Genomic DNA, 13,114 nt, shown 5'->3' with positions numbered 1-13,114 from the left:
TTTGTTCTGGGTCAGGCTCATGAACGTATTCCCCGTCCCAGAGGAAGGACAACGGCCAAGGCCAAGTCCTGCTTGAGATCCAACCATTCGATGTGTCGCACCCCGGCATTCGAGGCTGCCGCTTCCAAATGCGTGGCGACCGATTCGAGCTGGTCCTCCCGCTCCACCGTATAGCCCAGATACGCGGCCCACATCGCCCCGTGATGGCCTTGGCCGGGCATTAAGTCCGAGGCCCGCTGCTCGGAGGCACCGAGCATCACCTCGTCCGTGCCATCGGAGATCGTGTGCTTTTTGGCGCGTTCACGTTTCTTTGCGTAGTCCCTGGTCCGGTGCCTCCGAGCCTTCACGCGCGCTTGTTGGCTGTCTTCGAGCGCATTGATCCAGGACACCGAGTGAATCACCGGAGGATAGATCCCCGAGACCAAATGCTTCAGTGTTTGGACCGGAAGGTCCCCGACTTCGAACCCGTCTCGAGGGATATATCCGACCCGGGTGAAGCCTTTCCCGTTGACCTGTATCCCGTGTGTGGAGGCGTTGGCGTCAAGGTACTGCCAGACGGTCTCGATGGAGGCGCCCTCATAGTCATCGATGGCGTACGTGTAGGGGTCTTGGCAGTGGGCGAAGAGAGAAGCCACCAAGGAGTTATCGAGTGGTCGGAAGGCGGTGATGGCGTTGAGCGAGACTGCCAGTTCCATCACGGCCCGTGATTCATTGACGATGGCCCGATAGATCCCTTCCAGTCCGCCGCCGTGGGCCGTGCCCATCCGTCCCAGCACTACGGAGGAATTGAATCTCAGCACCACGTAGGAGCGGTGTTGTTCGGCCCTTGAATCGGCTTCCAGACAGAGGTCTTGGTAGGAGCGCAGTACTTCGTCGTTGGCATCGGGGGAGATGTAGGCCGATAGCCATTGGGTGTGATCGGTAATATCCGAGGGTACAGAGCGGGCGAAAGACTGGACATGGCTGACCGGGGAGGTACGCCGGGCACAGCGCGCCAGCACTTGGCCCCACCCGATATGGGATGCGTCTTCGAAGTCTTCTTCCTGGACGCCACTGGCCGCGCCTTGGACCTCCAAAATGATCGTGTAGAAGGAGGGGCCTCCGGCTTGCTGACGAAAAATCGTGGCTTGATCGCGGAGCGAAAAGGGAACTTCGGTGATTCGCACGTCCCCAACCATCAGTGGGGCGTTATCTGGGATTTCTTTCTTGGTCCTGGTGGGTTTCGTAGCCGGCTGCGATCCGGAGCCTGGGAGTTCGGGGTCGAAGACGTTTCGTCCTGTGTGCCGACGGTAGACGCAATAGGCGCGTTCGACCAGCAGCCCGGCGGGGCTGCGCCCGCCCCAGATGGAAGCCGGTGAGTTCATCGCTACTCCGGTGACACCTATCAGAACGGCGAGGAAGAAGAATCCGAAGTTGTCTCCTCCGGCGAGCCCAATGATCAGTGCTAGCAGCAGACTGGCTAGGGTGAGGGCCCATTCGTAGACGTTGCGTCCTCCGGCGTCGCGTGCGCGAATTTCCCCGCCGAGGATGACACTTCGCGACATGATCACTCACCCCAGCTCTTGGGGATCATGGCATCAGAGGCTTCGCGCGCGCGTCGAGCACCTTCCCGCCCAGCATGCAAAGCACCTACGGCACCGGCCTGAATCGGGGTCACCGAGGCACGGGCCACAGAGCCCACCGCGGCACCCAAGGTGCTGCCGACCGAACGTATCTTGCTGCCCGGGGTGCCGGTAACGTGGTTGGCCGGTCCGGTTGCTGCTCCACTCTGAGGTCCTGCCGACGCATTTCCAGGGGTTGCGCCCCTCACAGGGGTGGTCCCGAGACCGGGCACCGGGCCAGCCGAGGACACGGGAGTCTTCCCACCGGAAGGATTCCCGCCTGCGGGCAGGTTCGGCTGCTGCTGCTGCTGCCGCGGCGTCGTCGTCTTGTCACCGGGTGCCCCGCCGGTCCCCTGATGCTGAGATCCCGTGGGATCCGGAGTGCTACTGGTCCTCCCAGCGCTGTTATCGCTGGTGTGGCTTCCGCCTCCGGCCATGGCGAGTCGTCCTTGCTGAGGTGTAGGCATGGGGCCGGGCGTGGGCGGTGAGGCCGGGGGACCGGCTCCGGGACCCGGCCCACCTCCGGCATCACCGGAACTTGTCGGGCCGGTTCGAGGACCCCACGAGCCACTGCTTCCCGGGCGGCCGGAGGACGCGGCTCCTCCGCGCTTAGTGGAGATGGCGCGCGACACCGCTGCCCCGGCCCCTGCAACCAGCGCAGCTCCAGCAACATTGGGACCTCCTCCGAACTGGAAATTACTGGACGGCATCGCGGGCATCAGCCTGAAGATCGCAGCAGGAGCAAACAACACGGCGATCAGAACCATGGCTGTAACAGCGAGACTGACCGCAGTGGACAGGACGTTGTCTGCACCGGTGGTGAGAACTTCTTGATTGGCGAGGATCCAAAAGATGCCGCCCAAGAGCAAGTAGAGGACCGGTTTGAGGAACATCAGCCCCAGAACGGTGGCGCCGATCTTGAGCGCATAGGGCTTGGTCCGGGGGTGGATGAACATGCCGACCAACAACGCTAGGGCAAGCGCAGCCGAGGCCTGCAGGAAGGGAACCATGGCCAGGTAGATCAACACACCCCAGGAACCCAGCAACAACAGGCCAAAGAAGAGCAACGCGATCAGGGGCCCGAACCAATCGGTGGATTCCAGAGCGCCGAAACGTGCGATGACAGCAATGAAGTCGGTGACTTGGGAACCAGCGAACGCCCCCGTGCCTGCAGCGAGGCCTGAGGACCAAACACCGAGTTGGTGGATCAACGGAGGCCCCCAAATCGCTAGGATTGCTCCGCCCGGCGCGTAGTACATGAGGGCGTTTTGGTAGGTGTCGTCGGACATTTCCCCGCGGCTGTATGAATGGTGCAGGGCAAAAATCATTAGGCCCATGAGTACTAGTCCGACACCTGCAAAAGTCGCCCACATACTCCGGAAACCCTCGTCCCCGGCATCGAAGGAAGATGTTGTTGTGATCTGTTCAAGGACCTTTTGGGTGGAATTCACGCTTTCTGCTTTGGCCGTGTTGGCCATGCTTTCAAGCTCCGACTTCGGATCGGCAATGAACTTCACCATGGTGATTCCGCCCTCGGTAAGTCCGAGGACCAACCGGCCGGTCGGTGTCTGCTGAAGAGCGATCTTTACTAGTGGGCCTCCAGCGATCTTAAGCGCAGTGATATAGGTGTTGGCCAGACATTGGGTGTAGGCAGCGATATTCATGCCGACTCGTCGTAAAGCAGGGCAGACGCCAATGGGAATCTTCTCAACTCCAAGAGCGTGTTCCGCTGTGGGCCACACAAGGGCGAAGGCGTCCTTCACCATGTCTTCGCATCCGCTGCCTTTGAGGAGCAACGTGTAGAAGAGTGCGTCTCCACACCGTTCCTTCGCGTTTTCGTTGATGATGGAATCACGGATTTCGAGTTTCTGCGACGGTTCCAGTTTTTGAAATCTCTTCCATTGATCCGGGGTCATAGTGGACGGGATACCGTCGGCTGCCGAGGCCATGGGTGCGATCGCCAGGTGGACAGTAAAGACGGCGAATAACAGCAGGCATAGTCCTTTGAGGAATTTAGCGTGTCGCATTGTTGATCACCAGCCACCCATCGCGACTGATCGCGTGACCATCATCTGCGGTAAACAGCGCATCGATAATCTCTTGGGTGATCTTCGGAGCAGCATTCATCTGCAGGTTAAGGCTGAGTGTTTCTGTCACATCACCGTTGTAAACGGGGATACGTTTCCAGTCGTTGTCCTTCCATACGAGTTCAGTTGGTCCGGCCTGGAGCAGGACATATGGCTCTGTTTCAGGAAAGTTCTTGAACACCGTCACGTCCGAAACCACAACATGGGCGTTCTTTCCTGCCTCACAACTCAACGGCTTGAAGATTCCGAGTGCTTTCACATCAGACGACAGATAGTCGTTCTCACCATTCGCTTGCATGAGTTGCGATAAGGAGTCTGCAGCAGGCTCCGTATAGATAAAATCAAGTGTTTCTTGCGTTTTCTTCCAGTTCTTGTCTGCGGTTTGTTCCGTCTTGCGGTAGTTGATGGCTGCTGCGTAGGCGCCCTCACACGTCGGTGGATACCCGATGGGAGTCACTCCGTCGGGACCCATCGCGGTGCCGCCCTCGCCAGCTCTCACCGGAGAGATCTCGAATCCTTCAGAGTTCGTTCCCAAGGAAGCGCCTTCGTTCGGATCGCTGGCGCGTTTTCCTGATAACAAGAAACTTGCCGTCACAACGGAGACGACCAGCAGCACCAGGATGGTGATGACGAGGACACGCTTGCGGCTCATCGTTACAGCATCCCCGCCACAGCCAGCAGAGCCCCGAGGATGATCCCGGCGATTGCCGTTCCAAAGAACGCGATTGCCGAACGTTTCGCGCCGGCAGAGCCGTCCTCGACGTCATCGACGTTGCCGCGTTGCCCGGCCAAGCCCCACTTGGCAAGGTTCCAAAGGAAGGCAGCGGCGATGACCGCCAGTGCTACGGCCCAGATGGCGCCCAAGACGAGGGTGACCATGTTGGAGAACCGAACTCCCAAGAGCTCCAAGTTGGGGGTGACCCCGTCTAAGGGGTTCGAACCCGCAGCCAAGGGCCCTTGAAGAAGTTCCGTGAATCTTGGGTGGGTGTTCATCAGCCTTGTGTTCCTTTCAAAGCCGGGTTTTTCTTCTCATCCAGCGCCCAGAGGTAGAGGCCCTCGGCGATGCGCGCGCACACGCGTTCAAAGGCCCTGCGGGTGTCGTCGCTGACCAATTGCCAATCGATGATGGCACCGGTATCTAGGGCAGGGTCAAAGGGAATATCCAAAAGATGTCCACGGTTTCCGACAGCCTCGGCGACGAGTTCACGCAACCGGCGGCGTTCCTTTGGGTCCGCTTGGGTGCGCTGGGACCCCGGGGTGATCACGATGACAGCACGTCGGCAGAGTTCCTCATAGCGGGGAGTGCCGTCTAGATCGCTCATGGATTCGAGTTGCTCGATCATCCGCAGCATGGAAGCCACCGAGTTCTGCTTCAGCGTCACAGGAATGACCAATTGGTCGGTTTCATCCAGGGCGGCGAGCCAGTTGGCGGCGCGGGTATTATTCCCGGAATCGACGACGACGACGTTGTAGAAGCGTTCGACCACGGTGCGGATGGCATTAAATTCGATGTTCCCGATCATTTTCATCCGCTCGGGATCCTCATCGGAGATCAATGCCGCAAAGCGGTTGTTGCCTTGATGCCGGGTGTAGAAGGACAAGTCGCCCTTGCGGGTGTGTTCGGCCTGGAGACTAGGTAGTTCTTCGAGCAAGTCGCAGACGGTGGTGCGCGATCCGTTGGAGTTGGTCCTGATCCCTAATGAACCCATGGTTTCGTTGTTATCCCACACCAAAGTGTCCAATGTGCTGTGGATCCCGAAAGTGGAGCCGATCCCCACGCTGACCATCGTTTTACCTGCCCCGCCTAAGGGCTGGGTGACGAATACGGTCATGGGACGCGGGAACACTCGCTGAATCGTGGAGATGTCATTACGGCGTTCTATTTCGTTTCGGCCAGCGGCGGGTTTCCAGAGCCCCGCGGTGAAAGTCCTTGCCCAGCGTTGCCATCCATCCCCAGCTGGCAGCTGCTGATCCACGTTCTCTTCCTTGAGGACCGCGGCGCTCCTGCGTCCGCGTACCAAGCCGGCTGACGGCGGATTCGAAGGTGGGCCAGAGGCAGGGGATTGCTGGTCTGAGAAGGGGGTTTCGTTGTCGGGTGGTTTTTCAGGTGGTTCGGCGAGGGGTTTGAGTGCGGACACGGCCGCAGTGCGTCGTCGAGCCGTTCCCGGCCAGTCAGGTTCCACGGTCATGATGACCTCCTTATGCCTCGTGGCCCTAGAGTAACATCCAACTTAGAGATAGTCTCTAGGTCAACGAGATGAAACTTTTTTGCGAAGGCACGTGAACGCAAATGATCAGTCGCAGAACACTCATCGGCGGGGGAGCAGGACTCGCCCTCGGAGCCGTGGCCATCCCCATGTTCCTCGGCCCTGGACCAAACAACGATCCACCTCCCGGAACGATCGGTCCCAGATGCACGCCCACGGGCAAAGGACTGCGTATCGAAGCCGTGAAACACCGCGAATGGGTACCAGCATTAGCAGCAGCGGCCCTAGTGGCGGGGATCCCGGCACAGTACCTAGCCGCGCAGATCGACGCCGAGTCCGGATGGAACCCCGAGGCAGTCAGTATTGCCGGCGCCCGCGGGCTAGCCCAGTTCATGCCCAAAACCTGGGATCAGTATGGCAATGGGGCCGATCCATTCGACCCCATCGCAAGTATTGGAGCCCAAGGACGCTATCTGCATGACTTGCGCGCGGCGATCGCCGGGATCAAGGGGAAGGACCCGCTGAGATTAGTCTTCGCGGCCTACAACGCCGGCCCGGGCAACGTGCTCAAATATTCGGGCATCCCACCGTTCCGAGAAACGCAAAGCTACGTCTCCCAGATCTTCGACCTCGCCCAGCGCGTCTATAGCGCAGACTGCGCCGGCAGCGGACCCCTAGAATTGCGGCCGGGGGAGGGAAAATGGGTCCACCCGTTGCCACACAGCCGGCTCACCAGCGGCTTCGGCCCCCGCCCCTGCCCAGCCGGCGCATCCTGCAACCCCTGGACCACCTTCCACTACGGAATGGATTTCTCCACCGGCCAGGGGAGAACCACCGGCAGGGGAGCCACTGTCATCGCGCCCACACCGCTGCGCATCACCCTCGTCCAAGAACTCGCCGGAGGCTACGGATCCCGCATCATGGCCCGATGTCTACTGGAGCCCGGCTACATCTTCGACTTTCACCACTTCGCAGTTGGTTCCATGCTTGTGCGCCCACAACAAGAAATCGAAACCGGAACGGCACTCGGGATCGAAGGAAACACCGGGAACTCGACGGCGGCACACCTGCACTTTCAGGTGATCAAACCCGAATCAAACGACCAACACATGATCCACGCCGACACCATTGATCCCTCCCCGATACTCATCCAAAAGGGCATCTTATGACCATCACACGCCGCACACTACTCACTAGCGCAGCCCTTACTTTGCTGGTCGGCTGTGCACCCAAAGCCGACCCAACACCACCCTCTGTCCCCTCGCAGTCTCCGCCCAGCGATCGACCGGGGACCGAAGCACTAGCGTCCAGCAGTCCTTCACCCGGGCCACGGGGGTTAGCGCAGCAAGCAGTTGCCATCAAGGCCCTGAGAATCATGACGACCTGGCACACCGAATCAGATTCCACGCAGACCGCCGCGGACCTACGGGCCCGCATCTATTTCACCCAGGAACTGGCTACCATGATCACGGCCCCGGAACGTAATGGAGCCAGCGGCGAATGGTTCGCCCACCCCCACAGCGTTTCCGTTCCGCAGGTTATTGCCGTGGAGGAAACCGATTCCCTCCAGCCGGGACTTCTGGCCTACGAAGTCACCTGGGAATGGATGGACACGTCAGGGAACACCACACCCGGCACTTCGGTCCGCCTCTACACCCTCGCCATGACCAACACCGCTGAGGGGTGGAAGATCAGCGACTACACCTACGAGGAATACTCCCGACACAGCTGAAATCCACGATGCCTCAGGGCGCGTCAGCGAACCGAATCGGTGAGAATGGGAGAACCCACGCATAGATTCAACTCCCGCACCTCACAACAGCCGGCAGCCTCCGAGCAGGAAGAACCTCACCATGCCACCCTTGTCGACGCACACGATGCCGCGACTGATCTCCCACGCCTTGGCCCCAACCATCCTCGCCACAGCCCTACTGGCCCTGACCCCGCTGCGGTACCCAGAGGTGCCCTGGGGACAGGCACTGTTTGCCACCACTTTCACCACCCTGATTCCCTGGGCTGCACTGATCTGGGCGCGGTCTAGAGGAAAAGTCACTGACGTTCATGTGACCCGGCGCGAACAACGCTGGCCTCTATTGCTGGTCGCGCTGGTTTCCATTCTGGCTGGCCTGGGACTGATGTTGGTGACACGGGTCGAACCAGTCATGATCCAAGAGGTCTTACTGATCCTGGCCGGGCTGCTGGTCACCGGCGCCATCACGCTGGTATGGAAAATATCCATCCACGTCGCCGTGGCCACCTTCGTCTTTCTCCACGCCTTCGCTAGCCAACCCTACGGTCCCTACCTAGCAGTCATCATGATCGCGATCACCAGCTGGGCCCGGGTCCAACTGAGCCACCACACCAGCAGCCAAGTCTTTGCCGGAGCCATCATTGGCGCACTAGTCGCTACGCTCGGTCTGCTTCCGGTGCTCTGATGAAGCGGCCCGGCTGATCTGCTGGCGGGCGATGAACGCCAGGGTGACGCCTGTGGCGACCAAGATGATCGCTGGGTAAAGGACCAGATCAACAACCACCGCATAGCCTGGATCAAGTAACTCGCCCAGATGCGCCACCGGGACCAGCGGCACCAACACAAAGCCAATCGCCATCCACCGCTTCGCGGATCCCAACAATCCAGGGCTCTCCACGGAGGCACGGAGCATCGGTCTGGCCAGTACGGCGGCGACAAATCCCGGGTAGAGATAGCTCAGAACCTTATACAGAATGATCAGTGGGTCACCGCGGAAGGGGTCCAAGCCCATGGCGGAGTATGCGGGGGCCGCGGCGATGAACGTGGCCGTCATGGCCGCGGCGCCAGCACCCAGAACTAACGCCCCAATAGTTCCGTGCACCACCCGGTACAAGTCCTGGCGCCCAATGCTCAAGGCAACCTCGGCGCCGCCCAGCCAGAACATCAGATAGAAGCCGAAATGCGAGATCAAGTTAGTGATGTTCCGACCGCCCAACAGTGCGTCGCCGGATAGGTATACGGCGGTCACGCTGAGCCAGAGCACCATGGCCATGACTAAGTGGGCCAGCCACAGGCGTACCCGGGCCGCCTCGCGCAATGCGCTAGGCGCCCTGATGATGACCAATATGCTGAACACCGTGGCAAATATGCCGGCGATCAAGTCGCCCATATTTATCACCCTAGATGGTTGATAAAGTCCTGCGTCCGTTGTTCCCGCACAAGGGCGGCATGGATTCGTGTCTCCACGAGTTGAAGTCGTTCGACTCTCCCCAACTCGTGGAGCCACTGCACGCGTTCATCCCCAGCCCACCCCGCCTCCGAAGGAATCAGAAGATGAGCTGCGACCAACGCCGAAACTGTCGGAATATCAGCGTACTGCGCAGCGAGCAACGCGAGGTCTAAACGCAGGGGACCATTAAGCATTTTTGAGAGCCCAGGGTTGCTGATCGGCCCCGCCGCCTGCAGGTGCTTGCGCAACCCGCCATCGGGATCGATGCAGTCGATCCACTGACGGCTGGTCTCTCCAAAATGGATGGGGCCTAGTGAAGACTCGGTGATGGTTTCACCGAATTCAAGTGCGGCACTGGCGCGCAGCAGATGCTCCCATTGGATGAAGGCACTCACCTCACGCCGAGCAGGAGATGACGGTTTAAGGTACTCATAATCGGGGAAGGAGCGCAGCTGATCCAAGGGGTTGAGGCCCAGAACGCGGGCGACTTTGATAATCGTTTCCACTGGGACCCGATCACCGGCCAACTGCTGGATAATACGGATCCGGGAGAAACCGGCTTGCTTGGACAGCACCGTCAACCCGATACCGGGCGCGACCGAGTCGAGCCACTGTTCAACATCGGACTTAGTCAGGATCACAATTGCTTCCCCTCAAGGAGCTTCTCATACCAATCTAGCCGATGGCATGCGTTGCCGCGATACGCGTTGGAAGCTATTGTGCGACTTGCCTCCAAGGCCTAGGCGCATGACCGTTTGGTCTTCCTCCATGGCCCGAAGAACCAGAAGTATCGAGTTCGTGCGAACCCATTCTGGAGTACTGCAGATCCTAGATTGGCCATCGGGGCCGCATCGGTGGCACGGGTGTGCGAAGCGGGTGTGCGACCAGCGCGGTTCGCTCTCGCCTTGCCACGCTATCCGCCCTACCCTGAGGATATCGGCGTGCAGCTTGATGCGACAGCGATCTGGAAGAAGGCGTTCGACATGGCTGGAAGTACACACGAAACTGATCCTTCCCTACCCCGAAGTGGCTACGACCCCGACTTTCTGGGCACACCCGTGGGTTTGCCGTCCTTAGACCCCAGTATTCAGGACGATGCGCTCCTCTGGAACGGGAAAGAGACCATCCCATATACTCACTTTTCGCTCTCCATGAGTCAGACGAGACGCTTTGCCCGGTGGGTGGCTTGGAACATCGACGGGGCCAGCATCAAGCTGATCAGCCGCACCAATCTCACCTTCACCAAAGACCCGAGGCTCCCGGCCAAGACCCAGATCGGCAACGAACTCTACGACGATAATCGGCTAGACCGCGGTCATATCGCCAGACGCTCCGACCTGCTGTGGGGAACGATGTCCGAAGCACAGCAAGCCAATACCGACTCATTCCGGTACACCAACATCACCCCACAGATGGACGACTTCAACCAAAGCAGCAAACAAGGAGTGTGGGGCCGGCTGGAAAATGCTCTCTTCGAAGATGTCGACGTCCAGAACCTACGGATCAGTGTCTTCGGTGGCCCCATCTTCCATGCCGATGACCGGGAATATCGGGGTGTTGCGCTACCTGCGGAGTATTGGAAGTTGTTGGTCTTTCAAGAGCAAGGTGTCGTGAAGTCACGAGCGTTCGTGCTGACCCAGAATCTCGAGCATCTGAGGGAGATCCCGATGTTGGATGAGTTCAGGGTCTACCAAATTACCGTGGCTGAACTTGAGGAACGCACCACACTGCACTTTCCGGCGATCATACAACGCACGGGTGCGCTGACTTCGGTGCGGAGTTTGGGGGAGAGATCGCCGCTGGATGGCGCTGGCGACATTGTTTGGTGAGAGTTTGACACAAGATATTTGGGCGGCTGCCAAGGTCCTTGTCAGCCTAGAAAGAGTGAATCGTCTGACGATTTCGAAGGTGGAAAAATCACAGCTCACTCATTTTTCGTAGCCCTCTTTCCTTATAAGAATCCGGTCGCAGCATCGGGCAATCGTCCCCATCCAGGAAAAGCCGGTAATAAACCGTGCTCAAGCGCCCATCGACTCCACTCAGAGTGCCAGCGCGATAAGCATGATCGGCCCAATGGGCCCCAAGAATAGCTCGAAGCCACGCGTCACATTCCCCAGTGGGCAATGATGTGCGGGAGCCCAAAAGCCGGTGGTGTCCCGCCATGGAAACCGTAATGCACGTTCCCTCCAACGCGGGGTCTTCGGCAAACCAGTCTAAATCCGCGGCGTCAGCAACAATCGTTAGTTCGACGTGTTTGTCCTCCAAAGAACGAATTCTCCCAATGCTAGGGATTTCCCGGTGCGGATCGTTTTGGTTTAAAGCTGTCGACCGGCCTTCCTCCCCAAGGATCTTGCGCCGGAAGTCCGTGAGCGTTTGACGATATTTGTCTTGGATCCGCATGCTCAATTCGTTGATATTCACTCGATCAAGGTAGCTTTTCGTACGGACAATTTGTCGGTCGGTCGGTCGGTCGGTCGCGACGTGGCTTGCGCCCCAGACCGAAACGTTGGACCCCTAACCGGCGTGGTTGCCTATATCCTCCAGCCGCCCAAACCAGCCGAGTCAATGCGGATAGTCCCACTCGGGTCGCCAAGGCACTCGTCGCGTACCGGAAATCCATCTACCGCCACCTGCACACCATCAACTTCTGAGCCGTGCTTTCCAAACAGCTAGTTCAGCGCTAACGCCTGTTCCGCCAGCGATTATAAACGCCTGGATCACTGGGTCATCCCCCATCGACGAATCGGCTGAATGCGGGAGAAAACTTTGAGATTTTTGCCTAGTAGGTAGTGGCAAAGAAGTGATGGCTGATACTCACACGACAAGTGACCACTTGTTATGTGAGTATCAGCCATCTTTACTCCATTGGCTCTCCGAGCCTGATACTTATTTTTTGGCTATCTCTTTGATAATTGATACACATGAACCGATTCCCAAAGCATCGTCCAGCATAGTCACGCCGAAGTTGATCATGCGCAAAACATTTGCTCGTTGTGATGCTGTGAGCTTGTTTTTGTTCTTTACGAACTGGACAACCTTACTCAACGCCGGCTTGAGGCCACCAAGGGCATTTACTGCCTTTTTCAGCTTGGCGCTCTTGTTGATGATCGATTGGGCCTTCGTCATCGCTTTGGCGACCTTAGCTGCTGCAGCACCCGGAGCAAAGAGCAGCCCGACCTGTGCGATACATGTGGCAGTGGAGCGCGCCCACCACCAAGCACTCGGATCGGCAACAACGGGGAAGGTTGCGCCAGCGGTATCGATGGTCTGAACAATGCGTGTTCCATCGAGGTTAAAGGAGGTGGGTAGCTTGATGCCGTTGGCATCCACAGCCCATGGAGCATCCATCACCATGAGGGTTTCCTTGACACCGGCAGGTTCCCCCGCAAGGTGTAGAGAACCGTCATCCTGAAGCACCCAGGAGTATCCTTCGGGTACTTCACTGTTTATTGCGATACTTGGTTCGGCCTCGTCAGAGTGAAGGATTTTCGCGATCTGCAATCCCCCGTCAGTGGTGGAATGTGCCATGTATGCGGCATCGTCATACTCCGTTTCAAGTACGGCAGCATCTCCCTCCAAAGAAGTGGCTTCGGATCCCTCGATCTCAAACGAGACAGCTTCACCTTCAGCGAATGACATCATCTCAAATTCGGACGATCCTTCGTCCGGAAAGAGCGTCATTCCGTCTTCATTACTGCTGATTCCAGACTCCACGGGAGCAGAATCCTTAATAAGCGACCCTAGTCGCTCATGCAGTTCCGGTGAACCGTCTGTGAATCCGGCAAGTCCTTCAGTGAGGGCATCTGAACCGGAAACGGAATTTCCCGATTCTTGGTTTTTTGTCCCCTCTGTAGCAGTCGGTTGGAATTCACTGCTGGCTTGGGCAGGCAGTGCTCCAGCGAGCAGCGTGAAGGTGATAGCTGCGCCTAATGATAGGCGCAGCGCTCGTGACTTTAATCCAAACATTTTTCCCCCTGTGATGATTTTGAGCATGACTCAACAGCCCGCCGCGCACGAAA

General features: G+C 58.5%; 12 protein-coding genes. 4 read left to right on the top strand and 8 right to left on the bottom strand.

Translation table 11 applies throughout. From position 1 onward, the window contains the following. Nucleotides 1-17: 17 nt before the first annotated feature. From HED64_RS14165 to HED64_RS14145, 5 genes are read right to left on the bottom strand one after another with little or no spacing between them, the layout of a single operon-like run. Nucleotides 18-1,544, bottom strand: coding sequence for a hypothetical protein (locus HED64_RS14165; protein ID WP_168152666.1), 1,527 nt, complete (start codon nt 1,542-1,544; stop codon nt 18-20). A 2-nt stretch (nt 1,545-1,546) separates the two neighbouring features. Further along, the gene (locus HED64_RS14160) at nt 1,547-3,628 is read right to left on the bottom strand and encodes a hypothetical protein (protein ID WP_168152665.1); all 2,082 of its coding nucleotides are present in this window, start codon (nt 3,626-3,628) and stop codon (nt 1,547-1,549) included. Beyond that, a complete protein-coding gene (locus HED64_RS14155) occupies nt 3,615-4,340 on the bottom strand; it encodes a hypothetical protein (protein ID WP_168152664.1) in 726 nt (241 codons plus the stop codon). The genes HED64_RS14160 and HED64_RS14155 overlap by 14 nt, the downstream gene beginning before the upstream one ends. A gap of 2 nt (nt 4,341-4,342) precedes the next feature. Continuing rightward, nucleotides 4,343-4,681 carry a hypothetical protein gene (locus HED64_RS14150; protein ID WP_168152663.1) on the bottom strand — a complete coding sequence of 113 codons (339 nt, stop codon included), beginning with the start codon at nt 4,679-4,681 and terminating at the stop codon, nt 4,343-4,345. Then, nucleotides 4,681-5,664: a MinD/ParA family ATP-binding protein gene (locus HED64_RS14145; RefSeq protein ID WP_342590733.1), complete on the bottom strand. Its 984-nt coding sequence runs from the start codon at nt 5,662-5,664 to the stop codon at nt 4,681-4,683. Before HED64_RS14145 ends, HED64_RS14150 begins: the two co-directional genes overlap by 1 nt. A 314-nt stretch (nt 5,665-5,978) precedes the next feature. On the opposite strand from HED64_RS14145, the gene HED64_RS14140 reads away from it, so the two are divergent. From HED64_RS14140 to HED64_RS14130, 3 genes are all read left to right on the top strand, one after another. Continuing rightward, entirely contained in the window at nt 5,979-7,064 is a 1,086-nt protein-coding gene (locus HED64_RS14140; protein WP_168152662.1) for a transglycosylase SLT domain-containing protein, read from the top strand. Between the two features lie 206 nt (nt 7,065-7,270). Beyond that, on the top strand, nt 7,271-7,627 hold the full coding sequence (locus tag HED64_RS14135; RefSeq protein ID WP_168152661.1) for a hypothetical protein: 357 nt from the start codon (nt 7,271-7,273) through the stop codon (nt 7,625-7,627). A 121-nt stretch (nt 7,628-7,748) separates the two neighbouring features. After that, complete coding sequence (locus tag HED64_RS14130; RefSeq protein WP_168152660.1) at nt 7,749-8,330, top strand: phosphatase PAP2 family protein; 582 nt, start codon at nt 7,749-7,751, stop codon at nt 8,328-8,330. On the opposite strand, the gene HED64_RS14125 is transcribed toward HED64_RS14130, so the two are convergent. Next, nucleotides 8,295-9,035, bottom strand: coding sequence for a hypothetical protein (locus HED64_RS14125; RefSeq protein WP_168152659.1), 741 nt, complete (start codon nt 9,033-9,035; stop codon nt 8,295-8,297). The genes HED64_RS14130 and HED64_RS14125 overlap by 36 nt on opposite strands. A 5-nt stretch (nt 9,036-9,040) precedes the next feature. Then, entirely contained in the window at nt 9,041-9,736 is a 696-nt protein-coding gene (locus tag HED64_RS14120; RefSeq protein WP_168152658.1) for a hypothetical protein, read from the bottom strand. A gap of 300 nt (nt 9,737-10,036) precedes the next feature. Between HED64_RS14120 and HED64_RS14115 the strand changes: the two genes are divergently transcribed. Next, nucleotides 10,037-10,924, top strand: a complete 888-nt coding sequence (locus HED64_RS14115) for a DNA/RNA non-specific endonuclease (RefSeq protein WP_342590732.1) — start codon at nt 10,037-10,039, stop codon at nt 10,922-10,924. 1,057 nt (nt 10,925-11,981) lie between these two features. Here the strand turns inward: HED64_RS14115 and HED64_RS14110 are convergent. Then, nucleotides 11,982-13,088, bottom strand: a complete 1,107-nt coding sequence (locus tag HED64_RS14110) for a hypothetical protein (RefSeq protein ID WP_168152657.1) — start codon at nt 13,086-13,088, stop codon at nt 11,982-11,984. Nucleotides 13,089-13,114 lie beyond the last annotated feature (26 nt).

This window comes from Paeniglutamicibacter terrestris (assembly GCF_012271785.1).
Lineage (GTDB): Bacteria > Actinomycetota > Actinomycetes > Actinomycetales > Micrococcaceae > Paeniglutamicibacter > Paeniglutamicibacter terrestris.
Note: the sequence above shows the minus strand (reverse complement) of the source record. Positions and strands in the feature narration are given on the sequence as shown.

Bases quoted from the DNA above. Each gene is read 5' to 3' on its own strand.
- HED64_RS14165 (WP_168152666.1), bottom strand. From the start codon at position 1,544: ATGTCGCGAAGTGTCATCCTCGGCGGGGAAATTCGCGCACGCGACGCC.
- HED64_RS14160 (WP_168152665.1), bottom strand. From the start codon at position 3,628: ATGCGACACGCTAAATTCCTCAAAGGACTATGCCTGCTGTTATTCGCC.
- HED64_RS14155 (WP_168152664.1), bottom strand. From the start codon at position 4,340: ATGAGCCGCAAGCGTGTCCTCGTCATCACCATCCTGGTGCTGCTGGTC.
- HED64_RS14150 (WP_168152663.1), bottom strand. From the start codon at position 4,681: ATGAACACCCACCCAAGATTCACGGAACTTCTTCAAGGGCCCTTGGCT.
- HED64_RS14140 (WP_168152662.1), top strand. From the start codon at position 5,979: ATGATCAGTCGCAGAACACTCATCGGCGGGGGAGCAGGACTCGCCCTC.
- HED64_RS14135 (WP_168152661.1), top strand. From the start codon at position 7,271: ATGACGACCTGGCACACCGAATCAGATTCCACGCAGACCGCCGCGGAC.
- HED64_RS14130 (WP_168152660.1), top strand. From the start codon at position 7,749: ATGCCACCCTTGTCGACGCACACGATGCCGCGACTGATCTCCCACGCC.
- HED64_RS14125 (WP_168152659.1), bottom strand. From the start codon at position 9,035: ATGGGCGACTTGATCGCCGGCATATTTGCCACGGTGTTCAGCATATTG.
- HED64_RS14110 (WP_168152657.1), bottom strand. From the start codon at position 13,088: ATGCTCAAAATCATCACAGGGGGAAAAATGTTTGGATTAAAGTCACGA.